This is a genomic window from Nocardioides conyzicola (assembly GCF_039543825.1).
GTDB classification, from domain to species: Bacteria; Actinomycetota; Actinomycetes; order Propionibacteriales; family Nocardioidaceae; genus Nocardioides; species Nocardioides conyzicola.
This window is the reverse complement of sequence record NZ_BAABKM010000002.1, coordinates 2,604,321-2,628,661: the sequence shown is the minus strand read 5'-3', so window position 1 is coordinate 2,628,661 and position 24,341 is coordinate 2,604,321. Positions and strand designations below refer to the sequence as shown.

At 72.0% G+C, this 24,341-nt stretch carries 24 protein-coding genes; 14 read left to right on the top strand and 10 right to left on the bottom strand.

Annotated elements, in window-relative coordinates:
* Positions 1-55 precede the first annotated feature (55 nt).
* Complete coding sequence (locus ABEA34_RS15900) at positions 56-1,297, bottom strand: MFS transporter (protein WP_345522354.1); 1,242 nt, start codon at positions 1,295-1,297, stop codon at positions 56-58.
* Positions 1,298-1,356: 59 nt separating this feature from the next.
* Here ABEA34_RS15900 and ABEA34_RS15895 point away from each other — a divergent pair, with 59 nt between their 5' ends.
* Together ABEA34_RS15895 and ABEA34_RS15890 are read left to right on the top strand one after the other, a co-directional pair.
* A complete protein-coding gene (locus ABEA34_RS15895; RefSeq protein WP_345522353.1) occupies positions 1,357-1,893 on the top strand; it encodes a MarR family winged helix-turn-helix transcriptional regulator in 537 nt (178 codons plus the stop codon).
* A gap of 28 nt (positions 1,894-1,921) precedes the next feature.
* Entirely contained in the window at positions 1,922-3,211 is a 1,290-nt protein-coding gene (locus ABEA34_RS15890) for a S1C family serine protease (protein WP_345522352.1), read from the top strand.
* Between the two features lie 99 nt (positions 3,212-3,310).
* On the opposite strand, the gene ABEA34_RS15885 is transcribed toward ABEA34_RS15890, so the two are convergent.
* The gene (locus ABEA34_RS15885; RefSeq protein WP_345522351.1) at positions 3,311-4,330 is read right to left on the bottom strand and encodes a GNAT family N-acetyltransferase; all 1,020 of its coding nucleotides are present in this window, start codon (positions 4,328-4,330) and stop codon (positions 3,311-3,313) included.
* Positions 4,327-6,021 (bottom strand): ABC-F family ATP-binding cassette domain-containing protein, encoded by a 1,695-nt coding sequence (locus tag ABEA34_RS15880; protein ID WP_345522350.1) that lies wholly within the window; start codon positions 6,019-6,021, stop codon positions 4,327-4,329. The genes ABEA34_RS15885 and ABEA34_RS15880 overlap by 4 nt, the downstream gene beginning before the upstream one ends.
* 96 nt (positions 6,022-6,117) lie before the next feature.
* Between ABEA34_RS15880 and ABEA34_RS15875 the strand changes: the two genes are divergently transcribed.
* Together ABEA34_RS15875 and ABEA34_RS15870 are read left to right on the top strand one after the other, a co-directional pair.
* Positions 6,118-7,302, top strand: a complete 1,185-nt coding sequence (locus tag ABEA34_RS15875; RefSeq protein WP_345522349.1) for an alpha/beta hydrolase family protein — start codon at positions 6,118-6,120, stop codon at positions 7,300-7,302.
* Positions 7,303-7,365: 63 nt separating this feature from the next.
* On the top strand, positions 7,366-8,361 hold the full coding sequence (locus ABEA34_RS15870; protein ID WP_345522348.1) for a phosphatase PAP2 family protein: 996 nt from the start codon (positions 7,366-7,368) through the stop codon (positions 8,359-8,361).
* Here the strand turns inward: ABEA34_RS15870 and mgrA are convergent.
* On the bottom strand, positions 8,330-9,370 hold the full coding sequence (gene mgrA / locus ABEA34_RS15865) for an L-glyceraldehyde 3-phosphate reductase (RefSeq protein ID WP_345522347.1): 1,041 nt from the start codon (positions 9,368-9,370) through the stop codon (positions 8,330-8,332). The two genes, ABEA34_RS15870 and mgrA, sit on opposite strands and share 32 nt — an antisense overlap.
* Complete coding sequence (locus tag ABEA34_RS15860) at positions 9,367-9,966, bottom strand: TetR/AcrR family transcriptional regulator (RefSeq protein ID WP_345522346.1); 600 nt, start codon at positions 9,964-9,966, stop codon at positions 9,367-9,369. The genes mgrA and ABEA34_RS15860 overlap by 4 nt, the downstream gene beginning before the upstream one ends.
* Before the next feature lie 41 nt (positions 9,967-10,007).
* Here ABEA34_RS15860 and ABEA34_RS15855 point away from each other — a divergent pair, with 41 nt between their 5' ends.
* Genes ABEA34_RS15855 through ABEA34_RS15820 form a run of 8 tightly spaced genes read left to right on the top strand, consistent with a single transcriptional unit; the run spans position 10,008 to position 18,141 of the window.
* Complete coding sequence (locus ABEA34_RS15855; RefSeq protein ID WP_345522344.1) at positions 10,008-10,760, top strand: SDR family oxidoreductase; 753 nt, start codon at positions 10,008-10,010, stop codon at positions 10,758-10,760.
* Complete coding sequence (locus tag ABEA34_RS15850) at positions 10,760-11,557, top strand: SDR family oxidoreductase (RefSeq protein ID WP_345522343.1); 798 nt, start codon at positions 10,760-10,762, stop codon at positions 11,555-11,557. Before ABEA34_RS15855 ends, ABEA34_RS15850 begins: the two co-directional genes overlap by 1 nt.
* Entirely contained in the window at positions 11,557-12,588 is a 1,032-nt protein-coding gene (locus tag ABEA34_RS15845; RefSeq protein ID WP_345522342.1) for a phosphotransferase family protein, read from the top strand. The genes ABEA34_RS15850 and ABEA34_RS15845 overlap by 1 nt, the downstream gene beginning before the upstream one ends.
* Positions 12,589-12,601: 13 nt before the next feature.
* Positions 12,602-13,843 carry an acyl-CoA dehydrogenase family protein gene (locus tag ABEA34_RS15840; RefSeq protein WP_345522340.1) on the top strand — a complete coding sequence of 414 codons (1,242 nt, stop codon included), beginning with the start codon at positions 12,602-12,604 and terminating at the stop codon, positions 13,841-13,843.
* Positions 13,836-15,014 carry an acyl-CoA dehydrogenase family protein gene (locus tag ABEA34_RS15835; RefSeq protein ID WP_345522338.1) on the top strand — a complete coding sequence of 393 codons (1,179 nt, stop codon included), beginning with the start codon at positions 13,836-13,838 and terminating at the stop codon, positions 15,012-15,014. Before ABEA34_RS15840 ends, ABEA34_RS15835 begins: the two co-directional genes overlap by 8 nt.
* Positions 15,011-16,036 (top strand): acyl-CoA dehydrogenase family protein, encoded by a 1,026-nt coding sequence (locus ABEA34_RS15830; RefSeq protein ID WP_345522337.1) that lies wholly within the window; start codon positions 15,011-15,013, stop codon positions 16,034-16,036. The genes ABEA34_RS15835 and ABEA34_RS15830 overlap by 4 nt, the downstream gene beginning before the upstream one ends.
* A 1-nt stretch (position 16,037) precedes the next feature.
* Positions 16,038-17,189 (top strand): acyl-CoA dehydrogenase family protein, encoded by a 1,152-nt coding sequence (locus ABEA34_RS15825; RefSeq protein WP_345522336.1) that lies wholly within the window; start codon positions 16,038-16,040, stop codon positions 17,187-17,189.
* Positions 17,190-17,202: 13 nt separating this feature from the next.
* Positions 17,203-18,141: an alpha/beta hydrolase gene (locus ABEA34_RS15820; RefSeq protein WP_345522335.1), complete on the top strand. Its 939-nt coding sequence runs from the start codon at positions 17,203-17,205 to the stop codon at positions 18,139-18,141.
* Positions 18,142-18,194: 53 nt separating this feature from the next.
* Here ABEA34_RS15820 and ABEA34_RS15815 read toward each other — a convergent pair whose 3' ends face one another.
* A complete protein-coding gene (locus ABEA34_RS15815) occupies positions 18,195-19,472 on the bottom strand; it encodes an HNH endonuclease signature motif containing protein (RefSeq protein ID WP_345522334.1) in 1,278 nt (425 codons plus the stop codon).
* A 316-nt stretch (positions 19,473-19,788) separates the two neighbouring features.
* On the bottom strand, positions 19,789-20,634 hold the full coding sequence (locus tag ABEA34_RS15810) for a LysR family transcriptional regulator (RefSeq protein ID WP_345522333.1): 846 nt from the start codon (positions 20,632-20,634) through the stop codon (positions 19,789-19,791).
* Between the two features lie 103 nt (positions 20,635-20,737).
* Between ABEA34_RS15810 and ABEA34_RS15805 the strand changes: the two genes are divergently transcribed.
* Together ABEA34_RS15805 and ABEA34_RS15800 are read left to right on the top strand one after the other, a co-directional pair.
* On the top strand, positions 20,738-21,472 hold the full coding sequence (locus ABEA34_RS15805) for an SDR family NAD(P)-dependent oxidoreductase (RefSeq protein WP_345522332.1): 735 nt from the start codon (positions 20,738-20,740) through the stop codon (positions 21,470-21,472).
* 48 nt (positions 21,473-21,520) lie between these two features.
* Positions 21,521-22,195, top strand: coding sequence for a maleylpyruvate isomerase family mycothiol-dependent enzyme (locus ABEA34_RS15800; protein WP_345522331.1), 675 nt, complete (start codon positions 21,521-21,523; stop codon positions 22,193-22,195).
* Here ABEA34_RS15800 and ABEA34_RS15795 read toward each other — a convergent pair.
* The 3 genes from ABEA34_RS15795 to truA are packed head-to-tail and all read right to left on the bottom strand — an operon-like array spanning position 22,192 to position 24,337.
* Positions 22,192-22,914: a hypothetical protein gene (locus tag ABEA34_RS15795; protein ID WP_345522330.1), complete on the bottom strand. Its 723-nt coding sequence runs from the start codon at positions 22,912-22,914 to the stop codon at positions 22,192-22,194. The two genes, ABEA34_RS15800 and ABEA34_RS15795, sit on opposite strands and share 4 nt — an antisense overlap.
* Positions 22,915-22,929: 15 nt before the next feature.
* The gene (locus ABEA34_RS15790) at positions 22,930-23,541 is read right to left on the bottom strand and encodes a class I SAM-dependent methyltransferase (RefSeq protein ID WP_345522329.1); all 612 of its coding nucleotides are present in this window, start codon (positions 23,539-23,541) and stop codon (positions 22,930-22,932) included.
* A complete protein-coding gene (gene truA, locus ABEA34_RS15785; protein ID WP_345522327.1) occupies positions 23,534-24,337 on the bottom strand; it encodes a tRNA pseudouridine(38-40) synthase TruA in 804 nt (267 codons plus the stop codon). The genes ABEA34_RS15790 and truA overlap by 8 nt, the downstream gene beginning before the upstream one ends.
* Between the last annotated feature and the right edge of the window lie 4 nt (positions 24,338-24,341).

Below are 24,341 nucleotides of genomic sequence, written 5' to 3'. Positions count from 1 at the left end.
CTATCCGAATGCGGCTCCGGGCGGCAACCTTGCGTGAAACCTGAGTTTCGGACGCTCAGGCGGAGACGGGCTCGCCGGCCGCCTCCGTGGGCGCGTCGCGGGTGAGCCGGCGTACGTCGGAGGAGGTCAGCGCCAGCAGCGCCGAGACGCCCATGACGCAGCCGACGACGAGCAGCCACTCCTGGTAGCCGACCAGCACGGCGATCGGGCCGGTGAGCGCCAGACCGAGCGGGCGGGCGACGAACGAGCCGACGGCGTCGAAGGAGTAGACCCGCGCGAGCTTGTCGGGGGCGACGTTCTGCTGGATGGACAGGTCCCAGAAGACGTCGAAGACCTGGAGCCCGAACCCGTGCAGGAACGCGCCGAGCAGGACGATCCAGAGCTGGTCGGACACCGCCATCGCGATCGGGAAGAGCGCGGTCAGGCTGAGCAGCATCGTCCCGATCAGCAGGCTGCGACGCGGGCGCCAGCGCAGGCAGACCAGGCCGCCGACCACGAAGCCGGACATCAGGACGGCCATCGCGAGACCCCAGGCGGAGCGGCCGAGCTCGTCGCCGACCACGATCGGGCCGAGCACGGTCTGCGCGCCGCCGTAGAAGAGGTGGTAGAGCATCGCCTGCCCGATGAGCAACCACAGCCACGGGTGCGAGAGCACCTCGCGCGCGCCGTCGCCGAGGTCGGCGAGCATCGACGCCCGCGGCCCTTCCGGGCGCGTGTGCGGGACCCGCAGGCGGGAGTAGCAGTACGCCGCGACGGCGAAGGTCAGTGCGTCCACCCCGATCGCCCAGCCCGACCCGGCGAGAGCGACCAGGACGCCGCCGACGGCGTACCCGACGGTCGCGGCACCCGTCTGGAGGAGCGATCGGCCCGCGACCGCGGAGGGCAGGTGCTCGGGCGGGACCGTCTCGCGGGTCATCGCCCGCGACGACGGCTGGCTGAGCGCGGACAGGCAGCCGTTGAGCGCGCCGACGATGCCGAGCATCGGGATGGTGCCGAAGCCGACGATCAGCGACGTCGCGAGGAAGGCCTGGGTCAGCGCGCTGCCCGCGGCGGAGCCCTCCATCATCAGCTTGCGCGGCAGGCGGTCGCCGAGCACGCCGCCGAAGAGCACCGTGATCACGTCGGCCAGCGCGAACGCGCCGACGACCAGTCCGAGGTCCGTGGCCGAGCCGCCGAGGTCCAGCACGGCGAAGGCGAGCGCGATCGGGGTGACCGAGTTGCCGAGCGAGCTGGACGCCGTGCCTGCGACGAGGTACCGGAAGTCCCGGTAGCGGAAGGCGGAGAGGCGGTCGTTCACGCCCGGGATAATACTTCGCTAGCGAACTATTCGCCACCGAACCGAGTAGCATTTCCGACGTGACCGACCACGAGGACTGGACCGACCGGCACGTCGCGCGCTGGCGGGACCACTGGATCGACGTCGCGTTCGAGGACGACGTCGAGGCGATCGTGGTGCGGATCGGCCGGCTGCGGCACTACTTCAAGCAGACCACGCAGCAGGCGCTCGTCGAGGTCGGGCTCCAGGACTTCGAGTACGACACCCTGCACCACCTGATGATCCGCGACACGCCCGGCCTGGCCAGCCCCTCGGCCCTGGCGGCGGACCTCGGGATCAGCAACGCCGGCATGACCGGGCGCCTCGACGCACTGGAGAAGGCGGGCTGGGTCCAGCGCAGCGCCGATGCCGACGACCGGCGCCGGGTGAGCATCGAGATCACCAGGTCCGGGGCGGCGATCTGGCGGCGGGCGATGAGCCTGCGCGGCAGGGCCGAGGACGAGGTCGTGCACGCCCTCGACCCCGAGGAACGCGCGACGCTGGCGGCGCTGCTCAAGAAGATGACCCTGGTGACCGAGATCGATTCTTCTGGCCCGTCCAGCGCCGTCTCAGGTTGATCACAGGCTGTACCCACACAGTGGGGGCATGAGTGACGACCAGGGCCAGGAGCCGACGACACCGCTGGGCCCGCAGAACCCGCAGAACCCGTACTTCTCGTACCCCGCACCGCAGGGTCCGCCCCCGGCCGCTCCCCCGTCGCAGCCGTACGGCGCGGCCGCTCCCGTGACCGAGACCCTCCCGGTCCAGAAGCGCCCTCGGCGTACCGGCCTGGCCGCCGCGGTCGTCGCGACCGCGCTCGTCGTCGGCGGCGCCGCCGGTGTCGGCGGCGCGGCCGCCTGGAACGCCTACGACGACAACGGCTCCGACAACGCCGGCGGCCCCGGCGACCGGCAGACCTCGCAGGTCGTCGACACCCCCGACTCCCCCGCGGCCGAGGGCTCGGTGGAGCAGGTCGCGGCGAAGGTGCTGCCGTCGGTCGTCAAGATCAACGTCTCCGGCTCGCAGGGCTCGGGCTCCGGGTCCGGCATCATCCTGAGCTCGGACGGCGAGATCCTCACCAACAACCACGTCGCGGCCATCGCCGGCGACGGCGGCACGATGAGCGTCGCGTTCAACGACGGCTCCACCGCCAAGGCGACCATCGTCGGCACCGACCCGCTGACCGACACGGCCGTGGTCAAGGCCGAGGGCGTCTCGGGCCTGACCCCGGCGACCATCGGCAAGTCCGGCGACCTCAAGGTCGGCGAGAGCGTGGTGGCGATCGGTTCGCCGTTCGGGCTCGAGTCCACCGTGACGAGCGGCATCGTGAGTGCGCTCAACCGCCCGGTGGACGTCGGCTCCGACTCCGACGGCAACAGCACGACGTACCCGGCGATCCAGACCGACGCCGCCATCAACCCCGGCAACAGCGGCGGCGCGCTCGTCGACCTGGACGGCAACGTGGTCGGCATCAACTCGTCGATCCGCACGGCCAGCTCGTCGGAGAGCGAGGCCGGCTCGATCGGCCTCGGCTTCGCGATCCCGATGGACGAGGTCATGCCGATCGTGGACCAGATGAGCAAGGGCGAGACCCCGACCCACGCCCGCCTGGGCATCTCGGTCTCCCCGGTGGCCAGCAAGGACGGGGCCGAGGTCACCCAGGGCGCTCAGGTGCAGGAAGTCAGCAACGGCTCCACCGCCGCCAACGCCGGCCTGGCCAAGGGCGACGTGATCACCAAGGTCGACGACCAGCTGATCGTCGACGCCGACTCGCTCGTCGCGACGATCCGCTCCTACCGCCCGGGCGACAAGGTCACCGTCACCTACCTGCACGACGGCGACTCGAAGACCACGACGCTCACGCTCGACTCGGACGCCGACACGTCGAAGTCCTGATCCACCCGAACCTCCCCTCCCTGGACCCGAGACCCGGGGAGGGGCTTCGGGGCTCCACCGGCTGAGGGCCCGTCTCCCGTCAGCCGGTGGAGCCCACCTTCACGTCCGCTTCTGGAACTCCCCGAGCCGGGCCACCGGGATGAACCCGAGCCGCTCGTTCACACCGATCATGTGGGCGTTGACCTCGGCGTTGTAGGTGATCAGCTCGCGGATGTCTGGACGCCGCTCCTGGAGCTGCCGCAGGTTGGCGACCTTGACCGCCAGCCCCAGCCGGTGGCCGCGAGCATCACTGCGGACCAGCGTGCCCCACTGGTAGGCGCGTCCGGGCTCGTGCACGGTGGTGACGAGGTCGGAGTACGCGACCACCTCGCCGTCGGCGTCGAGCGCCACGGAGTTGAACTTCGTGCGTCCCTGCCGGGCGAGCATCGCCTCGCCCTCCCGGACCACGGCCGGGTCGACGGCCTCGGGCTCGCGTAGAAGCTCGCCCGTCGGAGCCTCGGTCACCAGGGACGCGTCCAGCGTCGCCCACCCCGTCACCAGCTCGTCCGGCACCGGTCCCACCCAGGACCTCAGCTCGTACGCCGCGTGGTGCGGCGCCACCTCGGCCGCCACCTGGTCGAGCAGCCCGGCGGCGACAGGCAGCTCGAGACGCCGCTTCACGTCACCGAGGCCGAGGGCGAAGCCGTGCGCCCGCGCGAACTCGGGACCGGGCTCGCCGGCACCGCTCGGACCCGAGTCGTAGGCCCACGCTGCCTCGGCGTTGAGCAGGTGCCGGCCCCGGACCGCGGCCTCGGCCTCGAGACGTGCGAGGAGGGCCGAGCCGTGGCCCCGCCGTCGGGAGTCCGGCGCGACGTGGACGGCGACGGAGGCGCTGCCCAGGTTGTCGAGAAGCGGCGTCGAGAGCTGTCCGACCGCGACGGCGCGGCCACCGACCCGGCCGACGAAGGCACCGATCCACCGCCGGGTCACGGGCTCCTGGAGGTCGACGCGCACCTCCTCGCGCATCCAGGGCGCCCCGACGTCACCGGCAGCGCGCTCTGCCGCGAGATAGACGTCGTAGAACGCGTCGTACGCGACGGGGTCGAAGGGGTCGAGCGGGTCGATCTCCAGCGCGGTCATCGGGACCGCTGGACCCGGCCCTCGTCCCAGACCGGACCGTCGGACTCGTAGACCTCGCCGTCCGCGCCGTAGACCAGGAACCGGTCGAAGCCACGGGCGAACCACCGGTCGTGGGTGACCGCGAGCACGGTGCCGTCGAAGGCGGCGAGCCCCTCCTCCAGCGCCTCGGCGGACTGCACGTCGAGGTTGTCGGTCGGCTCGTCGAGCAGCAGCAGGGTGGCGCCGGACAGCTCGAGCAGCAGGATCTGGAAGCGGGCCTGCTGACCGCCGCTCAGCGACTCGAAGCGCTGCTCGCCGGCGTGCGCCAGCTCGTAGCGGTCGAGGACGCGGGCCGCCTGCTCGCGGCCCATGCCGGAGCGGCCGTGCGGCGAGCCGTCCCCGCGGTGCAGGACCTCCAGCAGCGTGCGACCGATCAGCTCGGGGTGCTCGTGGGTCTGCACGAACCAGCCCGGCCGGACCCGCGCGCCTAGCTTGGCCTTGCCTGTGTGCGGCACGGGCTTGATCGCGACGTCCCCGACGGGGCGGTGCTCGACGTCCGGGTCGCTGCCGCCGGCCGCCAGCAGCCGGAGGAAGTGCGACTTGCCCGAGCCGTTGGACCCGAGGACGGCCACGCGCTCGCCGTACCAGACCTCGAGGTCGAACGGCTTCATCAGGCCGGTGAGCTCGAGGTTCTCGCAGACGACGGCGCGCTTGCCGGTGCGCCCGCCCGTGAGGCGCATCGTCACCTGCTGCTCGCGCGGCTGCTCGGTGGGCGGGCCGGCCTCCTCGAACTTGCGCAGCCGGGTCTGGGCGGCGCGGTACTGCGACGCCATGCCGTCGTTGTACTCCGACTTGATCTTGTAGTGCAGCACCAGCTGCTTGAGCTTGGCGTGCTCCTCGTCCCAGCGCTTGCGGAGCTCCTCGAAGCGGAGGAACCGGTCGCGCCGCGCCTCGTGGTACGACGAGAAGCCGCCGGGGTGGGTCCACACCGTGTTGCCCGCCGCGCCGAGCTCGACCGTGACCACCCGGGTCGCGGTGTTGTCGAGCAGCTCGCGGTCGTGGCTGATCATCAGGATCGTCTTGTCCGACTCGCGGATCCGGCCCTCGAGCCAGATCTTGCCGGGGACGTCGAGGTAGTTGTCGGGCTCGTCGAGCAGCAGCACCTCGTCGGGCCCGCGGAGCAGCAGCTCGAGCACCAGGCGCTTCTGCTCACCGCCGGAGAGCGTGCTGAGGGTCCGGTAGCGAGCGCGGTCGTAGGGCAGCGCGAGCGCGGCCATCGTGCAGACGTCCCAGGTGACCTCGATGTCGTAGCCGCCGGCGTCCGCGAACTCGGAGAGCGCGTGGGCGTAGGCCATCTGGGTCTGCTCGTCGTCGGTCTCCATCAGCGCCAGCTCGTAGCGGTCGACCTCAGCGGCGGCCGCGCGGACCCGCGGCGGTGAGACGCTGAGCAGGAGGTCGCCGACCGTGGGGTCGTCGCCGAGAGCGGCGCCGACGGCCTGCCGCATCACCCCGAGGCCTCCCGAGCGGGTGATCGCACCGCCGTGCGGCGCCAGGTCGCCGGTGATGATCCGCAGGAGGGTCGTCTTCCCGGCGCCGTTCGCGCCCACGAGAGCGACCTTGGCCCCCTCGCCGACCCGGAAGGACACGTCGTCGAGCAGCACCCTGCCGTCCGGCAGCTCGTAGCGCACCCCTGCCACATCCACGTGTCCCACGTCGCAGGATTGTCCGCCATCGGTGCTGGCCGGGGCCACCCGGTTTGTTTCTACGAATGTCGACGCGCCGATCGGGATCGCCGGTACGGTGCGGGCGTGACCGACGACACACGACGCCGCACGGCCCGTCTCGCCCTGCCCCTCCTGGGTCTGACCCTCGCCGCCGCTCTCCTCCCCGCCCTGTCCCAGCCCGCGACGGCCGCGACCCCCAAGCCGGTCAAGCCGGTCAAGGTGGTCAAGGGGGACACCGTCCCAAAGGTGACGGACCTCGGTCCGACCAGCTTCGCCAAGCGCGGGCCGTACGCCGTCGGCGAGGTCACCCTGAACCTGCCGACCAACCAGGCACCGGTGGAGGTCTGGTACCCGACCAAGAAGTCGGACGCCAAGGGCAAGCGGATCGCGAAGTACAACCTCATCGACTGGCTGCCCGACTTCTTCCAGAGCGCCCTGCCGAAGGGCGCGGCGGTGACCTACCCGAGCGGCGGCGTACGGCGGGCTCCGGTCGCGCCCGGCCGCTTCCCGCTGGTCGTCTTCAGCCACGGGTTCGCCGGCTACCGCGACCAGTCGTCGTTCCTGACGGCGTACCTCGCCTCGTGGGGCTTCGTCGTCGCGGCGCCCGACCACCACAGCCGCGACCTGACGAAGGTCCTCGGCGGCCCGGCCGGCACCACCACGGACGTCGAGGACCTCCAGCAGACGATCACCCTGATGAGGGCCCAGGACCGGGTGCGGAAGGGCCGGTTCGCGGGGCACGTCGACACCTTGCTGGTCGGCGCGGTCGGCCACTCGGCGGGCGGAGGTGCCGTGCAGGAGTTCGCGGCCGCGGACCGCCGGGTCACCACGTTCGTGGGACTGGCCCCGGCGACCCGCGAGGGCAAGCAGCCCCGCCAGCCCGGTCTGTTCATGGCCGGCACGTCCGACGGGATCATCTCGAGCGACAAGATCGTCGCGGCGTACGACAACCTCAGGTCACCGAAGCGGCTGGTCCTCGTCGGCGGTGGTCACCACGCGTTCAGCGACCTGTGCGAGGTGGGGTCCGCCGAGGGCGGACTGCTCGAGGTGGCCGAGATGCTGCACGTCCCCGTCTCCGACAGCCTCAAGCAGCTGGCCACCGACGGCTGCGAGCCGCCGGCGCTCCCGCCGACGAAGGCCTGGCCCGCGATCCGGCAGACCGTCGTTGCGCAGCTGCGGCACGTGTTCGGCTTCGACCGCTCGCTCAAGGGGCTGCGCGGCCTGAAGGCGGCGTTCCCGGGCGTCGTCGAGGGGAGCCGCGCCGACTAGCGACGGAAGCGCTCGGGGAGTGGCGGGTCCGTGGTCCGATCGGCCGCTCCCTAGAATCCCTGCATGACCCGGGGAGCTGAGGAGGACGAGCACGAGCTCACCACCACCGCCCGGCCGCTCCCCTACCCGCGCACCCGGCGCAAGGTCCGCGTGCTCGCGATGCTCGGGTACGCCGCCCTGCTGCTGCTGTGGTCGGAGACGCTGGGCATCCCCAACGACACCATCGGCGTCTTCCTCTGGCTGTGGCTCGGCACGGTCGCGTGGAACATCGAGGCCAACCCGCGCTACCACCTGAACTTCCTCAAGGACTGGTGGATCCCGGTCGCCGGCCTGGTCATCTACTTCTTCACCCGCGGGCTGACCGACGAGCTCGGCCTGCCGGTGCACGTCTACATGCCGATCCACTTCGACGAGTGGATCGGCTTCGGCGAGACCCCGACCGAGCGCCTGCAGCACGCGCTGTGCGGCGACCCGTGCCTGCGGTCGAGCGAGCCGCGCTGGTACGACGTGCTCTTCACGACCGTCTACGCGACCCACTTCGTCACCGGCCTGACGATCGCCGCGGTGCTCTGGGTGCGCAACCGCGCCGAGTGGATCAAGTGGATGCGGCGCTACGTGATCATCAACTTCGGCGCCCTGGTCGTCTACATCGCCTACCCGATGGCGCCGCCGTGGATGGCCTCCGAGGAGGGCTGGCTGCACGCCGACGTCACCCGGATCACCGGCCGCGGCTGGCACGACATCGGGCTGGGCCGGATGGACGTCGTGCTCCAAGGGGTCGGCAACCCGGTCGCGGCGATGCCCTCGCTGCACGCCGGCATCACGTTCCTGATCGCGATCTACGGCATCCAGCGGCTGCGCACCCCGTGGCGCTGGCTGCTCGTGCTCTACCCGCTGCTGATGTGCACGACGCTGGTCTACTACGCCGAGCACTACGTGGTCGACGTGCTCGCGGGCGCGCTGCTCGCGGTCATCGTGCTGGTCGGCTGCCAGCTCTGGGAGAGCAGCCGGGACCGGGTCCGGACCGTCAGTCCTCGGTCGACCTCGCCCACAGGTTGATCCCGGCCTCGACGGCGTCCTCGTCGATCGCGCGCAGCTCCTCGTCCGTCAGGTCCGGGAACGCGAGCGCGTCGAGGTTGGCGTCGAGCTGCTCGACGCTCGACGCCCCGATGACCGCGGAGGTCACCCGCGGGTCGCGGACCGCCCACTGCAGGGCGAGCTGCGCCAGCTTCTGACCGCGCCCCTGGGCGATCTCGTTGAGCCGGCGCACGTGTCGCAGCTTGGACTCCGCGAGGTGGTCGTCGCCGAGGCTGGAGCCCTCGCGCGCGGCGCGGGAGTCGGCCGGCACCCCGTCGAGGTAGCGGTCGGTCAGCAGCCCCTGCGCCAGCGGCGAGAAGACGATGCAGCCCATCCCCTGCTGCTCGAGCTCGTCGAGGAGGTCCTCCTCGATCCAGCGGTTGAGCATCGAGTACGACGGCTGGTGGATCAGCAGCGGCGTGCCGAGGTCGCGGGCGATCGACGCCGCCTCGTTGGTCTTCGCCGCGGAGTAGGACGAGATCCCGGCGTACAGCGCCTTGCCCTGCCGCACGGCGTGGTCCAGGGCCATCATCGTCTCCTCGACGGGCGTGTCCGGGTCGAAGCGGTGGCTGTAGAAGATGTCGACGTACTCCAGGCCCATCCGGCCCAGTGATTGGTCGAGCGAGGCGAGCACGTACTTCCGCGAGCCGCCGCCCTGGCCGTAGGGACCCGGCCACATGTCGTAGCCGGCCTTGCTGGAGATCACCAGCTCGTCGCGGTAGGGCGCGAAGTCGTCCTTGAGGTAGCGCCCGAAGTTCTCCTCCGCGCGGCCGTACGGCGGGCCGTAGTTGTTGGCCAGGTCGAAGTGGGTCACGCCGCGGTCGAAGGCCCGGCGCAGGATCGCGCGCTGGGTCTCCTCGGGCCGGTCGGTGCCGAAGTTCTGCCACAGCCCCAGCGAGATCACCGGCAGCTGGAGTCCGCTGCGCCCGGTGTGGCGGTAGGACATCCCGGTCGACGGGTCGTAACGGTTCTCGGCGGCTTCGTACGTCATGCGACCGATCCTGCCATTCGCAGCGCGAGCAGCCTGTAGTGCACCGCCACCTGGTCCGGCGTCCAGCGGCCCTCGTCGCGGAACCACCGGGCGACGTCGATCCCGAGCGAGAGCACCGCGAGCGCGGTCATGTGCGCGTCGGGGGTGTGGAAGACGCCGGCCGCGACGCCGCGGTCGATGACGTCCCGGACGACCAGGTCGATCTCGTGCCGGATGGCCACGATCTCGGCGAGGTGCTCCTCGCTGAGCGCGGCGAGCTCGTAGTTGATCACCCGCGCGCCGGTGTGGACGACCGCGTGGTCACGGACGAAGTCCTCGACCAGGATGCCGAGCTGCTCCACCGGGTCGTCGGAGCCGGCCACCGACTCCCGCACCATCTCGAGCACCCGCAGGTGGCCGACCCGGGAGAGCTCGAAGAGCAGCTCCTCCTTGGAGCGGTGGTGCACGTAGAGCGCGGCGGGGCTCATCCCGGCCGCCGTCGAGATGTCGCGCGTCGTGGTCCCGTGGAAGCCCCGGGTCGCGAACGCCTCCACCGCGGCGCGCGCCAGCCGGGTCCGGGCATCAGGAGACGGGCTGGACTCGCTCACGACAGGCATGGTAAGCAAGCGCTTAGTTCATCGGCAACTGAGGAGGACGCGTGCAGGGACTCGACGGCAAGGTCGCGATCGTGACCGGAGCCAGCCGTGGCATCGGGCTGGGCATCGCCCAGCGCCTGGTCGACGAGGGCGCGCGCGTGTGCGTCACGGCCCGCAAGCCCGAGGCGCTGGACGAGGCGGTCGCCGCGCTCGGCGGCCCCGACCACGCGATCGCCGTCGCGGGCAAGGCCGACGACCCGGAGCACCGCGCCGACGCCGTACGCCGCACCATCGAGGCCTTCGGCAGCCTCGACTTCCTCGTCAACAACGCCGGGATCAACCCGGTCGCCGGGCCGCTGATCGAGATCGACCTCGGTGCGGCCCGCAAGATCGTCGAGGTCAACGCCCTCGGCGCGCTCGCCTGGGCCCAGGAGGTCCATCGCGCCTGGATGGGCGAGCACGGCGGCGCCATCGTCAACATCTCCTCGGTCTCCGGCGTCAAGCCCGCTCCCGGCATCTCGATGTACGGCGCCTCCAAGGCGATGATGATCAGCCTCACTGAGTCGCTCGCCGTCGAGCTCGGCCCGGCCATCCGGGTCAACGCGGTCGCGCCGGCGGTGGTGAAGACCCAGTTCGCCAGCCTGCTCTTCGAGGGCCGCGAGGAGGAGGTCTCCCAGGCCTACCCGCTCAAGCGGCTCGGGGTCCCCGAGGACGTCGCGGGCTCGGTCGCCTTCCTGCTCTCGGACGACGCCGCCTGGCTCACCGGGCAGACGATCGTGCTCGACGGCGGCGTCACCCTGGCCGGCGGCGTCTGATGAGCGAGCACCTGCAGGACAAGGGCGTCGTCGTCACCGGCGCGGGCCGCGGCATCGGCCGCGCTCTGGCGACCCGGATGGCCGCCGAGGGCGCACGCGTCGTCGTCAACGACCTCGACGCCGACAACGCCCAGGCGGTCGCCGCGGAGATCGGCGGTACGGCGGTGCCGGGCGACGTGTCCTCCGCCGACGGGGTGCGCGCCGTCATCGACGAGGCCTCGGCGGCCCTCGGCCGGGTCGACGTCTTCTTCGCCAATGCCGGCATCGACGGCGCCGGCGGCCCGGACAGCCTGCAGACCCCGGACGACGTCTGGGAGCGGGTGATGGACGTCAACGTGATGGCCCACGTGCGCGCCGCCCGCGAGCTGGTGCCGCGGTGGCTCGACGACGGCCGGGGCGGTCGCTTCGTCGTCACCGCCTCCGCCGCGGGCCTGCTCACGATGATCGGCAGCGCGCCGTACTCCGTGACCAAGCACGCCGCCGTCGGCTTCGCGGAGTGGCTCTCCGTGACGTACGGCGCGCGCGGGGTCGACGTCCACGCGATCTGCCCGCAAGGCGTGCAGACCAAGATGCTCGAGGACGCAGGACCCTTGCAGGCACTGCTGTCTCGCGACACCGCGCTCCCGCCGGAGGCCGTCGCCGACGCGGCCGTCACCGCCATCGCGGAGGGCCGCTTCCTGGTCCTCCCTCACCCCGAGGTCGCGGGCTACTACGCCGCCCGGGCCGCCGACACCGACCGCTGGCTCGGCGGCATGCGGCGGTTGCAGCAGAAGGTCGACGAGGCAGGAGCACTGTGATGCAGACGTCCGACATCCCCGGCCTGGACCTGGAGGCGTTCCGGCGCTGGTACGACGCGCAGCGGCCCGGCGAGATCGCCGGCGAGCTGAGCGGCCAGGTCATCGCCGGCGGCCGGTCCAACCTCACCTACGAGGTCACCGACGGCACCTCGTGGTGGATCGTCCGGCGTCCGCCGCTCGGCCACGTGCAGGCCACCGCCCACGACATGGGGCGTGAGTACACCGCGATGAGCGCCCTGGTCGCGACCGACGTGCCGGTGCCCACGACGTACGCCCACTGCTCCGACCCCGACGTGCTCGGGGCGCCGTTCTACGTGATGGAGCGGATCCTCGGCACGGCCTACCGCAACGCCACCCAGCTCGAGCCGCTCGGCCCCGAGCGCACCGCCGCCATCGCGGGTCGGATGGTCGACGTGCTGGCCGCGCTGCACGCGGTGGACCCGGCGGAGGTCGGGCTCGGCGAGTTCGGGCGCCCGGCCGGCTTCCTCGAGCGCCAGGTGCGGCGCTGGGGCAAGCAGCTCGAGGGCTCGAAGACCCGTGAGCACCCGGACGCCGAGGAGCTGCACCGCCGGCTCACCGACCGCGTGCCCGCCGACGACCCGTCGGTGGTCGGGATCGTCCACGGCGACTACCGCCTCGACAACCTGCTCACCGGCGACGACGACCGGATCAAGGCCGTCGTCGACTGGGAGATGGCGACACTCGGCGACACCCGCACCGACATCGCGCTGCTGCTCGTCTACGACCGGCTCGCCTCGATGCCGGGCAGCGGCCTGGTCTCCGACGTGAGCACCGCGCCCGGCTACCCCGACACCACCGCGCAGCTGGAGAGGTACGCCGCGGCGAGCGGCCGCGACCTCGGCGATATGGGATTCCATCTCGGCCTCGCCTACTTCAAGCTCGCGGTGATCCTCGAGGGCATCAACTTCCGCTACCTGCAGGGCCAGACCGTCGGCGAGGGGTTCGACCAGATCGGCGCCGGCTTCGACCCATTGATCGCCGCGGGGCTCGACGCCCTCGGCACCGACTGACCAGAGGACTGACATGGACTTCGCCCACGACGACAAGACCACCGAGCTGCAGGAGAAGCTGTCGGCCTTCATGGCCGACCGGATCGTGCCGTCCGAGCCGCTCTTCCACGAGCAGCTCGCCGCGTCCGACGACCGCTGGGCCTGGTCGGAGGTACCCGTGCTCAAGGAGCTCCAGGCCGAGGCCCGCGAGCTCGGGCTCTGGAACCTCTTCCTGCCCAAGGAGCACGCCGACAGCCCGGGCCTGAGCAACCTGCAGTACGCCCCGCTCGCCGAGATCACCGGCCGCGCGGGCCACCTCGCGCCCGCCGTGCTGAACTGCGCGGCGCCGGACACCGGCAACATGGAGGTGCTGTCGCTCTTCGGCACCCCTGAGCAGAAGGAGCGGTGGCTCCGGCCCCTGCTGGCGGCGGAGATCCGGTCGTCGTTCGCGATGACCGAGCCGGACGTCGCGTCGTCCGACGCCACCAACATCGAGACCCGGATCGAGCGGGACGGCGACGAGTACGTCCTCAACGGCCGCAAGTGGTGGATCACCGGCGCGATGAACCCGCACGCCGAGATCATGATCGTGATGGGCAAGACCGACCCGTCGGCGTCCCGGCACCGCCAGCAGAGCCAGATCCTGGTGCCGCGCGACACCCCTGGCCTCGAGGTCATCCGCGGCATGGAGGTCTTCGGGTACGACGACCACGAGCACGGCGGTCACGCCGAGCTCCGCTTCACCGACGTGCGGGTGCCGGTCACCAACCTGATCGGCGAGGAGGGTGCCGGGTTCGCGATCGCCCAGGCCCGCCTGGGTCCCGGCCGCATCCACCACTGCATGCGCTCCATCGGCGTCGCCGAGGCCGCGATCGAGATGATGTGCCAGCGCGCGGCGTCACGCGTCGCCTTCGGGCGGCCCCTCGCCAACCAGGGCGTGGTCCGCGAGTGGATCGCCGAGTCCCGGGTGCGCATCGAGCAGCTGCGCCTGCTGGTGCTCAAGACCGCGTGGCTGATGGACACCGTCGGCAACCGCGGCGCGCACTCCGAGATCCAGGCGATCAAGATCGCCACCCCGCAGACCGTGCAGTGGATCCTCGACAAGGCGATCCAGACGCACGGCGCCGGCGGGCTCTCGCAGGACTTCCCGCTCGCCTCGGCGTACGCCGGGATCCGCACCCTGCGCTTCGCCGACGGGCCGGACGAGGTGCACAAGAACTCCCTGGCGAAGACCGAGATCGCCCGCCACACGACGGAGCCGAGCACGCATGGATGAGGCACAGCTGAAGGAGCGCGTCGGGCAGCTGCTCGAGGAGCACCCGCCCGAGACCACCGACCGGCTCGACTTCCTGCACGCCCGCTTCGACGCGGGCCTCGCGTGGGTGCACTTCCCCGAGGGCCTCGGCGGCCTGGGGCTGCCGCGCGGGATGCAGCCGGTCGTGGAGAGGGCCCTCTACCAGGCCGGCGCTCCCGACAACGACCCGCGCAAGATCGGCATCGGCCTCGGCATGGCGGCGCCGACGATCCTCGCCTTCGGGACCGAGGACCAGAAGCGGCGCTACCTGCGGCCGCTGTGGTGCGGCGAGGAGGTGTGGTGCCAGCTCTTCTCGGAGCCCGGCGCCGGCTCCGACCTCGCCGGCCTGTCGAGCCGGGCCGTGCTCGACGGCGACACCTGGATCGTCAACGGCCAGAAGGTGTGGACCTCCTCGGCCCACATCGCCGACCGGGCGATCCTGATCGTGCGCACCGACCCCGACCAGCCCAAGCACGCCGGGCTCTCGTACTTCGTCCTCGACATGCACGACCCGGGCGTCGAGGTCCGGCCGCTGCGCCAGATCACCGGCGAGGCCGAGTTCAACGAGGTCTTCCTGACCGACGCCCGGATCCCCGACTCCGACCGCCTCGGCGAGGTCGGCGAGGGCTGGAAGGTCGCCAACGCGACGCTCTCCAACGAACGGGTCGCGATCGGCGGCGGCGCCTTCCCGCGCGAGTTCGGCATGGTCATGAACGTCGCCAAGACGTGGCGCGAGCGGCCCGAGCTGCGCACACCGGAGACCCACGAGCGCCTGCTGCGCGGCTGGATCGACACCGAGGTCGCCCGCATCACCGCCACCCGGCTCCGGCAGAAGATGGCCGCCGGCGTACCCGGCCCCGAGGGCTCCGCGATGAAGCTGTCCTTCGCCCGGATCAACCAGCAGCTCTCGGCCCTCGAGGTCGACCTGCTCGGCGACGACGGCCTCCGCTACGACAGCTGGGAGATGAAGCGGCCCACCCGGGTCGACTTCTTCGGCAAGGACGCGGGCTACCGCTACCTGCGCGCCAAGGGCAACTCGATCGAGGGCGGGACGTCGGAGGTGCTGCGCAACGTGGTCGCCGAGCGCGTCCTCGGGCTCCCGACCGAGCACCGGGTCGACAAGGACATCCCCTGGAAGGACCTGCCTCGATGACGATGACCTCCCCCGCCGACGTCAGCCTGCTGCCCGACGACGTCGAGACCGACCTGCGCGCCTCGGTGCGCAAGGTGCTCGACAAGCACGCCCCCACCGACCGGCTGAACGCGATCTACGACGGCGCCGACGAGGTCACCGCGCCGCTGTGGTCGGCGTTCGTCGAGCTCGGCCTGCCGGGCCTGCTGGTGCCGGAGTCCCTCGGCGGCGCCGGGGCGTCGGCCGTCGAGGCGGCGGCCGTGCTCGAGGAGCTCGGCCGGGCGGCCGCGCCCTCGCCGTACCTGACGTCCTCGGTGGTCGCCACCACGGTCCTGCTCGCGCTCGGCGACACCGAGATCCTGCCGGCCCTCGCGTCCGGCGAGCAGACCGCGGCGCTGCTCGTCGGTGCGCCCGTCGGCCTGCCCGCGGACGTGCTGCTGCTGCCCGAGGGTGACGCGCTGTACGCCGTCCGCGGCGCGACGTTCCGTCCGGTCTCGTCGCTCGACATGACGCGCCCGCTCGCCGACGTCGATCTCGAGGGGGCCGAGCGGACCCTCGTCTCGGCCGACGCCACCGCGGCGATCGACCGGGCGCTCCTGACCGGCGCCGGGCTGCTCGCCGCCGAGCAGGTCGGGGTGGCCCGGTGGGCCCTGGAGACGACGATCGGCTACCTCAAGGAGCGCCGTCAGTTCGGCCGGGTCGTCGGGGGCTTCCAGGCGCTCAAGCACCGGCTCGCCGATCTGTACGCCGAGGTCGAGCAGGCCGACGCGGCCGCCCGGTACGCCGCGGCGACGCTGGCGACCGACGACGCCGACGCACCGATCGCCGTCGCGGTCGCCGCCGCCTTCTGCAGCGAGGTCGCGGTGCACGCGGCCGAGGAGGCGATCCAGCTGCACGGCGGGCTGGGCATGACCTGGGAGCACCCCGCCCACCTGCACCTCAAGAGGGCCAAGGCCGATGCGCTGCTGCTCGGCTCGGCGGAGGCGCACCGCGCCGCGCTCGCCGTCCTCGTCGACCTGCCCGCACCGACCTCGGGAGACTGACATGGACCTGGCACTCAACGAGGAGCAGCAGGCCTTCCGCGACCTCGCGCGCGACTTCCTCGACCGCGAGGCGATCCCGCACCGCACGCAGTGGGACCGCGACGAGTCCGTCGACCTCGACATCATCCCCAAGATGGCCGAGATCGGGTTCTTCGGGTTGACCATCCCGGAGGAGTACGGCGGCCTCGGCGGTGACTACCTGACCTACGTGCTCGGCATGGAGGAGCTCGGCCGAGCCGACTCCGCGCTGCGCGGCATCGTGTCGGTGTCCAGCGGCCTCTTCGGCAAGTCCGTGCTGGGCTTCGGCACCGAGGAGCAGAAGCAGGAGTGGCTGCCGCGGATCTCCAGCGGCACCGCGCTCGGGTGCTTCGGGCTGACCGAGCCCGACACCGGCTCGGACGCCGGCAACCTGACGTCGCGGGCCCGCAAGGACGGCGGCGACTACGTCCTCAACGGGCAGAAGCTCTTCATCACCAACGGCACCTGGGCCGACGTCGCGCTGATCTTCGCGCGCACCAGCGACGACGGGCCGCGCGGCGTCTCGGCGTTCCTGGTGCCCACGGACACCCCCGGCTTCGAGGCGCGCGAGATCAAGGGCAAGCTCGGGCTGCGTGGTCAGGCCACCGCCGAGCTGTTCCTGTCCGACGTGCGCGTGCCCGCGTCCGCGCTGCTCGGCGAGGAGGGCAAGGGCTTCAAGATCGCGATGACGACGCTCGACAAGGGCCGGGTCGCGGTCGGCGCCGGCTGCGTCGGGATCGTGCAGGGCTGCCTGGAGACCTCGGTGGAGTACGCGACGACCCGCCAGCAGTTCGGCCGACCGCTGGCCGGCTTCCAGCTGGTGCAGGAGCTGATCTCCGACATGTCGGTCGACGCCGACGCCGCCCGGCTCCTCGTGTGGCGCTGCGCCGACCTGATCGACCGCGGCGAGCCGTTCGGCACCGCCGCGTCGAAGGCCAAGCTGTTCGCGTCCGAGGCCGCCGTACGCGCCGCCAACAACGCGATCCAGGTGCATGGCGGCTCCGGGTTCGTCGACGAGTACCCGGCCGAGAAGTACCTCCGCGACGCTCGCGTGATGACGCTCTACGAGGGCACCAGCCAGATCCAGAAGCTGCTCATCGGCCGGGCCGAGACCGGCATCAACGCATTCGTCTGACAGGAGAAGCTCCATGCCGGTGGACCCCCAGATCCAGGGCCTGCTCGACTTCATCGCCTCCGCCGGGCTGCCGCCCATGTCGCAGGGCACCCCCGAGACCGCACGGGCGGCCTTCCGGGCGCTGACCGTCGACTCGCGTCCTGCCGACTCGCTGCCGGGGGTCGACGCCGTGGAGGACATCACGGTGCCGGGCGGGGACGGACCTCGCCCCGCGCGGGTCTACCGCCCCGCCGTACCCGGCCCGCTGCCGACCATCGTGCTCCTCCACGGTGGCGGGTTCGTGCTCGGCGACCTCGACACCCACGACCTGACCGCGCGCACCCTCGCCAACGACTGCGCCGCCGTGGTCGTCTCCGTCGACTACCGCCTGGCGCCCGAGGACCCGTGGCCCGCCGGCCTCGAGGACGCGATCGCCGCCACCCGCTGGGCCTCCTCCACCCTGTCCTCACTGGGCGGGGACTCCCGCCTCGCCGTCGCCGGCGACAGCGCCGGCGGCAACCTCTCCGCCGCCGTCGCCCAGGCGATGCGTGACGAGGGCGTCGAGCTCGCCGGCCAGCTCCTCATCTACCCCGTCACCGACCGCCGGGGCAGCTATCCCTCGCACGAGGAGAACGGCACCGGCTACTTCCTCGACCTCGACACCATGATGTGGTTCGACGAGCAGTACGTCGGCCACCTCCCCGACGTCGACGTCACCGACCCCCGCCTCGCACCCCTGCACGGCGACCTCGAGGGCCTCGCCCCCGCCGTCCTCGTCGTCGCCGAGTTCGACCCGCTCCGCGACGACGGCCTCGCATACGCCGCCGCCCTGTCGGCCGCCGGCGTCCCCGTCGAGGTCCGCACCTTCGACGGCATGATCCACGGCTTCTTCGACATGGGTCGCCACTCCCCCGGCGCTCAAGCCGCCGTCGACGAGACCACGGCGCTCTTCCGCAAGGTCCTGCACGGCTGACTCTGCGCGCGCGACATGGTTGTGGCCCCGCCGGCGGTGCCGGCGGGGTGTGGTCAGCGGATATGTCGGGTGTGGCTGGTGTCCCAGGCGTAGGTGTACCCGTACGGGGTGGTCCAGGTGAAGGTCGTGGGTCCGGTGCGTACGACGGTCCAGCCGCCGTGGGTCTTGTAGCGGTGGTGACTCCGGCAGAGGGGCGCGAGGTTGGGGGACTCGGTGTTGGTGCCGTCGAAGTTCTCGAGATGGTCGAGGTCGGCGGGTCTTGCTGGTCGGGTGCAGTGCGGGAACACGCAGGTGGCGTTGGTCAGCACCGCCTGCTCGCGCATGGTGTCGGTGGGGCGGTAGGCGTCCGTCGACAGGTGCTCGTTGAGGTCGATGACCGGGCGGACGATCACCTTCGTGCTCGTGCCGGCGCACCAGCCCTTCACCTGGTCCACCGACACCGCGGACCGGGTGTTCTCGACACCCGCGACACCCGTGACGGCGCTGTCGGAGAGGTGGACGTAGATCACCAGCTCCCGCTTCCGCTGAGGCCGCGGTTCGTCGGACTGTTCGCCGGTCCCTAGGTCGAGGGTGAGCTCCCGGCGGGCCAGGGCTCCGGCGGCCATGGACCGGCGGACGTTGAGGGACTCGGTGGAGCCGAGGTCGGCGAGCTCCTTCGCGCCCGCGGCGATCGCGTCGTTGAAGTCGATCGCATCCGCCAGGTCGAGCTCCCCGTCGACGTGCACGGTCCCGTTGAACGACACCTGGTCCAGGTCGACGTCGAGGCAGCGTTCGTCCGCGGCCTCCCGGCGCCGCTTCTCCGCAAGGGCGGGGTCGAACCGGCGGATCGCGTCCTCGACGGCCCGGTCGATCTGCGCGAACGAGCACCGCCCGACGTCGTGCGCGAGATGAGCGTCCACGTGACGCGCACCGTCCCGGCACAAGGGCTTGGTGGCCTGGGCGATCTTCCTCGCCTTCCACACCTGTACCCGACCCGCGGTGACGGCGGCCCAGATCTTCGGGAGCCGGTAGCGGATCTCGACCGCATCCCCCAGGTAGGTCCGGCCGGCGTCGGTCGACATCCCCAACGCGAGGGCGAGGTCACCGACGCAGAACTCCGCCACCAACGGTGCACCCTCACCGGCCACGGCGAGCTCCCCCTGGGTGCCGTCCACGGTGGCGGCGTCGTCGATCGTGTCGGTGGGGTTCATGACCGCCCACGCAACGGCCAGCTTCAGCTTGTCGATCTCTGCTTGGTTCACCACCAGGTGGCGGTCGTGCAGCGCGGCCAGCACCTGGTCCGGCGAGTCGTACGACTCCCCGGACCCGGTGGTGTTCTGGCCTTCGCTCATGGGTCCAGCCAAGCACTGGCCACCGACATTGAGGTGCTCAGAACCGTTGTTTTGACCGGGATGTGGACATTCTCAGGAAATACTTCTCGACCAATTTCGCAGGTGTTGGTGCAGTGCTTTCGAGGCTCGGGCCTGGCGGCGCTCTCACCTCAGCCACCGCCGAAACGACCACCAGAAAGCCGGGCGGCGACGCCGACCCGAGCCCGCCTTGCCCGGCGTAGCTGCCTGTCGGCGACCGACCCGAGCGGGCCCGCAGCCAGCGCACATGGCGCTGCCTATCGGCGACCAATCCGAACAACCCGCAACCGACTGACAGTCACAACCGCGCAGCAGTGCGAACCAGGCCCGCCACTCCGGGCGAGGTGCTGTGCGGCGGCCAGGCGATGACGGTGGTGACCTGGGGAGCGTCGGAGAGGGGGACGACGGCCAGCCCGTCGCGCAGGTTGGCGCGCACCGACTCGGGCATCACGACCGCGGTGCGGCCCAGGCGCACGAGCTGCAGCACCTGGGTCAGGTCGCGCAGCTCCGGTCCGGGCCCGTCGGGGTAGGTGCCGTCCAGGTGGGGCCACCGCGGGAGCGGGAGGTCGGGGATGGAGGTCGCCTCCGCGACCGTCATCGACGTGCGGGTGCTCTCCGGGTGTCCGGCGGGCAGGATCAGCACCTGGTCCTCGACGGACAGCGGGTCGACGTCGAAGCCGCTCAGGTCGTCGAACGGCCGGTGCAGGATCGCGACGTCCGCGCGCCCGTCGCGCAGCATCGGCGCCTGGTGCCCGGGGGCGCTGAGCAGCACCTCGACCTCGACGGCGTCGGGTTCGGCGGCGTAGGCGTCGAGCAGCTTGGCCATCAGCTCGCTCGACGCACCGGCCTTGGCGGTGAGCACCACCGGGGCACGTCCGCCCGCCTCGGCGACCCGGCGGGTACGGCGCTCGGCGGCCTCGACCGCGGCCAGCGCCGCCCGACCCTCCCGCAGCAGGGTCTCGCCGGCCCCCGTGAGCGTCACGCCCCGCGGCGTGCGCACGAACAGGTCGGCCCCCAGGCGCCGCTCGAGCTGGGCGATGGCGCGCGACAGGGGTGGCTGGGCCATCCCGAGGCGCTCGGCCGCCCGGCCGATGTGCGCCTCCTCGGCGACGGCGACGAAGTAGCGCAGCTCCCGGGTCTCCACGACATCGAGAGTACGTCGCTCACCTGGGCTCATACCGCTGCGGTATCGGAGCCGACCCGATCGGTCTTGGATCGGCACGGTGCTGCCTGCCCAAGATCGAGGCATGACTGAGAACAGCACCGAGAAGAAGACAGCACTGGTCACCGGCGCCAACAAGGGCATCGGCTACGAGATCGCCGCGGGCCTGTCCCGGCTCGGCTTCCGGGTCGGCGTGGGCGCCCGGGACGCGGGCCGGCGCGAGGAGGCGGTGGCCAAGCTCCGGGCCGACGGGCACGATGTCTTCGGCGTCCCGCTCGACGTGACCGACGACGCGAGCGTCGCCGCCGCGGCCGCCCAGCTCGAGGCGGAGGGCGGGCTCGACGTGCTCGTCGACAACGCCGCCATCACCGGTGGGATGCCGCAGGAGCCGACGAAGGTCAGCGCCGCGCAGGTCCTCGAGGTCGTCGACACCAACGTCGTCGGCGTCATCCGGGTCACCAACGCGATGCTGCCGCTGCTGCGCCGCGCCTCGTCGCCGCGCATCGTCAACGTGTCGAGCACGGTCGGCTCGCTGGCGCTGCAGACCGCCCAGGCCGAGGCGTACGGGCCGATCTCCGCGGCGTACTCCCCCACCAAGACCTACCTCAACGCGATCACCATCCAGTACGCCAAGGAGCTCGCGGACAGCAACGTGCTGATCAACGCCGGCTGCCCCGGTTACGTCGCGACCGACCTCAACAACTTCCAGGGCCTCCGTACGCCGGAGCAGGGAGCGTCGGTCTTCCTCGAGCTCGCGACGCTGCCCGACGGCGGTCCGAGCGGCACGTTCCGCGACGAGACCGGCCTCCAGCCCTGGTGATCCCGGATATCGATGTCGCGGGCTGAACGCAGCCGCGACAATCGCACCATGACGCACGACTGGCACGCGCTCCTCGCGACGGCGACCGACGACTTCACCCGCACCATCGGCGAGGTCGACCCGGTCGCCGTCGTGCCGTCCTGCCCGGGCTGGACGGTGACCGACCTGGTCGACCACGTCGGCGGCGTCCACCAGTGGGCGCAGCACGCGGTGGTCGAGGGCAACCCCGAGGGTCAGCCCGAGTCGCCGGCGCCGGGCGCGGACCTGCCGAGCTGGTACGCCGGCCACGCAACCGCCCTGCGCGACACCCTCACCACGGTCGGCCCGGACGTGCCGGCCTGGACCTTCGGCACCGAGCGGACGGCCGGCTGGTGGCTGCGCCGGCAGACCCACGAGACGCTGATGCACACGCGCGACCTGCTCGCCGCCGGCGACCGCGTGGACGAGTGGACCGTCGAGCCGGCCCTCGCGTGGGACGGCGTCGCCGAGGTCGCGACCGAGTTCTACCCGCGCCAGGTCCGGCTCGGCCGCACCGACCCGCTGCCCGGCACGCTGCGCCTCATCGCCACCGACGTCGACGCCGAGCCCATCACGATCGGCGCGGCCGAGCCCGTGGTCGAGGTGCGCGCGCCCGCGGCCGAGGTGCTGCTCCTGCTGTGGCACCGGCGTACGTCGGACGACGCTGCGGCCGCCGCCCTGCTGGCGCTGCCGATCGCGCCCTAGACGAACGCGGCGAGCACGGCACTGAATGCCACACCGACCACGCCCGCCAGCAGGAACGCCCAGCCACCGGTCAGGCGACGTCCGCGCTGCGCCGGCGGCCGAGGTGACAGCACACCGCTGAGCACCACGAAGGCCAGGAACCCCACGGGCGGTGCCGTCCACATCAGCCAGAACCACGCCCACCGAGTCGCCCGACGTGGCGGCGGCCCACTGATCAGGAGCAGCAGACCCGTGAAGCCGACGACGAAGGTGGCCGCGGAGGTCCACTCCGGAAGTCGCCACCCGTAGACCTCGTTGTACTCGGGGAAGTCGTGTGGCCTGCGCTCGACCACGACACCGGCGTCCCGCTCCGCGAGGTCGCCCTCGACGCTGTAGACGACGGGCCTGCCGGCCCGCGTCTCCGTGCGCCGCTGCGGGTGCTGCTCGACGACCTGCGCCTGGTACCGGAAGACACCGTCCCGCCAGTGCACCGTCACGTCCTGGCGCCCGATGTAGCTCTCGGCCATCCCTCCGGTCACGACGACCGAGTCGACGTCACCGCGGGCGACCGCCGCCCGGAGATCGCCGTACGACGACGTCCGCTCACCGACGACGAGACCGGTGACGAGCAGCGCCACGCAGCAGATGAGCAGTGCCCAGGCGATGCCGCAGTGGGCGAGATCGCCCAGCCGCGGTCGGCGCTGCCGCGTGGTCGGCGCCGCGATCGCCTCCGCGCTCATGGCGGCAACCTAGCCTCAGTCGGCGCGCCGCGTCTCCAGGACGCGGAACCCCTTCGCGCTCGCGAGCCGCTCGGTGGGGAAGCCCTGCTCGCCGAGCCACCGCTGGAGCGAGTCGGCGCCCAGGTTCTTGCCGACCACCATCACCGCGCGCCCGCCGGGGGCCAGCCGCGGCAGCCAGGTCAGCAGCAGCTCGTGCAGGGCCTCCTTGCCGATCCGGATCGGCGGGTTCGACCAGATCTCGTCGTACACCTCACCGGTGGGCACCTGGTCCGGGCGGCACGCGATGAAGCGGCCGTTGACGCCCATCGCGCGGGCGTTCTCGTTGGCGAGGGCGATCGCGCGCTCGTTGACCTCGACGGCGGTGACCGACGCCAGGGGTACGGCGGCGGCGATCGCCAGCCCGATCACGCCGTACCCGCACCCCAGGTCGAGGAAGCGTCCCTGCACCGGCGGCTCGGTCTCCCGGAAGAGCACCGCCGTCGCGTGGTCGAGGTGCCCGCGGCTGAAGACGCCGGCGCCGCTGACCAGGGTCAGCTCGCGGCCCCAGACCTCGCAGGTGAAGGTCTCACGGGCGTACGGCGCCGCCGGGTCCGCGCTGAAGTAGTGCTCGGTCTCCTCGTCAGGCATCCGCCGCCACCCGCTTCGCCCGCGTCTCCTCGGCCCGCTTCGCCATCTCGTCGTCGCCCGGGTAGTCGACCCGCTCCAGCGTGAGCCCGTGCGCGTGCAGCACGGTCACCCCCTGGTGGCGCTCCGCGGCCCGGAGGACCTCGCCGGCCCACGCGACCGGCTTGCGGCCGTCGCCGACGGCGATCAGGCAGCCGACGAGCGAGCGGACCATGCTGTGGCAGAAGGCGTCCGCGACGACGGTGCCGACGACGAGGCCGCTCTCGTCGCGCACCCACGACAGCTGCTCCAGGGTGCGGATCGTGGTGGCGCCCTCACGCTGCTTGCAGAACGACGCGAAGTCGTGGCGGCCGACCAGCAGGGCCGATGCCTCGTTCATGACGTCGAGGTCGAGCCGCCGGTGCCAGGCGAGCACCTGGGCCCTCGTCAGCGGGTCGAGCGCCGCCGCGCTGTCGGCGATGCGGTAGGCGTAGTGACGGCGCAGCGCGCTGAAGCGGGCGTCGAAGCCCTCGGGCGCGACGCTCACCCGCCGCACCCGGACGTCGGGCGCGAGCAGCCCGTTGAGGCGGCGTACCAACCGGTCCAGGTCGGGCGGCTCCTCGATCTCGAGGTGCACGACCTGGCCGCGCGCGTGCACGCCCGCGTCGGTGCGACCCGCACAGACGACCGAGACCGACTCCACGCGGAGGATGGTCGCGAGCGCGACCTGGAGCTCGCCCTGCACGGTTCGCAGGCCCGGCTGGACCGCCCAGCCACGGAAGTCGGTGCCGTCGTAGGCGAGGTCGATCCGGATGCGCACCGCG

What these genes read in the sequence shown, in the direction of transcription:
- ABEA34_RS15890 (WP_345522352.1), top strand. Translation starts at nt 1,922, where the DNA reads ATGAGTGACGACCAGGGCCAGGAGCCGACGACACCGCTGGGCCCGCAG.
- ABEA34_RS15885 (WP_345522351.1), bottom strand. Translation starts at nt 4,330, where the DNA reads ATGACCGCGCTGGAGATCGACCCGCTCGACCCCTTCGACCCCGTCGCG.
- ABEA34_RS15870 (WP_345522348.1), top strand. Translation starts at nt 7,366, where the DNA reads ATGACCCGGGGAGCTGAGGAGGACGAGCACGAGCTCACCACCACCGCC.
- mgrA (WP_345522347.1), bottom strand. Translation starts at nt 9,370, where the DNA reads ATGACGTACGAAGCCGCCGAGAACCGTTACGACCCGTCGACCGGGATG.
- ABEA34_RS15860 (WP_345522346.1), bottom strand. Translation starts at nt 9,966, where the DNA reads ATGCCTGTCGTGAGCGAGTCCAGCCCGTCTCCTGATGCCCGGACCCGG.
- ABEA34_RS15850 (WP_345522343.1), top strand. Translation starts at nt 10,760, where the DNA reads ATGAGCGAGCACCTGCAGGACAAGGGCGTCGTCGTCACCGGCGCGGGC.
- ABEA34_RS15845 (WP_345522342.1), top strand. Translation starts at nt 11,557, where the DNA reads ATGCAGACGTCCGACATCCCCGGCCTGGACCTGGAGGCGTTCCGGCGC.
- ABEA34_RS15840 (WP_345522340.1), top strand. Translation starts at nt 12,602, where the DNA reads ATGGACTTCGCCCACGACGACAAGACCACCGAGCTGCAGGAGAAGCTG.
- ABEA34_RS15835 (WP_345522338.1), top strand. Translation starts at nt 13,836, where the DNA reads ATGGATGAGGCACAGCTGAAGGAGCGCGTCGGGCAGCTGCTCGAGGAG.
- ABEA34_RS15830 (WP_345522337.1), top strand. Translation starts at nt 15,011, where the DNA reads ATGACGATGACCTCCCCCGCCGACGTCAGCCTGCTGCCCGACGACGTC.
- ABEA34_RS15825 (WP_345522336.1), top strand. Translation starts at nt 16,038, where the DNA reads ATGGACCTGGCACTCAACGAGGAGCAGCAGGCCTTCCGCGACCTCGCG.
- ABEA34_RS15820 (WP_345522335.1), top strand. Translation starts at nt 17,203, where the DNA reads ATGCCGGTGGACCCCCAGATCCAGGGCCTGCTCGACTTCATCGCCTCC.
- ABEA34_RS15815 (WP_345522334.1), bottom strand. Translation starts at nt 19,472, where the DNA reads ATGAGCGAAGGCCAGAACACCACCGGGTCCGGGGAGTCGTACGACTCG.
- ABEA34_RS15805 (WP_345522332.1), top strand. Translation starts at nt 20,738, where the DNA reads ATGACTGAGAACAGCACCGAGAAGAAGACAGCACTGGTCACCGGCGCC.
- ABEA34_RS15800 (WP_345522331.1), top strand. Translation starts at nt 21,521, where the DNA reads ATGACGCACGACTGGCACGCGCTCCTCGCGACGGCGACCGACGACTTC.
- ABEA34_RS15795 (WP_345522330.1), bottom strand. Translation starts at nt 22,914, where the DNA reads ATGAGCGCGGAGGCGATCGCGGCGCCGACCACGCGGCAGCGCCGACCG.
- ABEA34_RS15790 (WP_345522329.1), bottom strand. Translation starts at nt 23,541, where the DNA reads ATGCCTGACGAGGAGACCGAGCACTACTTCAGCGCGGACCCGGCGGCG.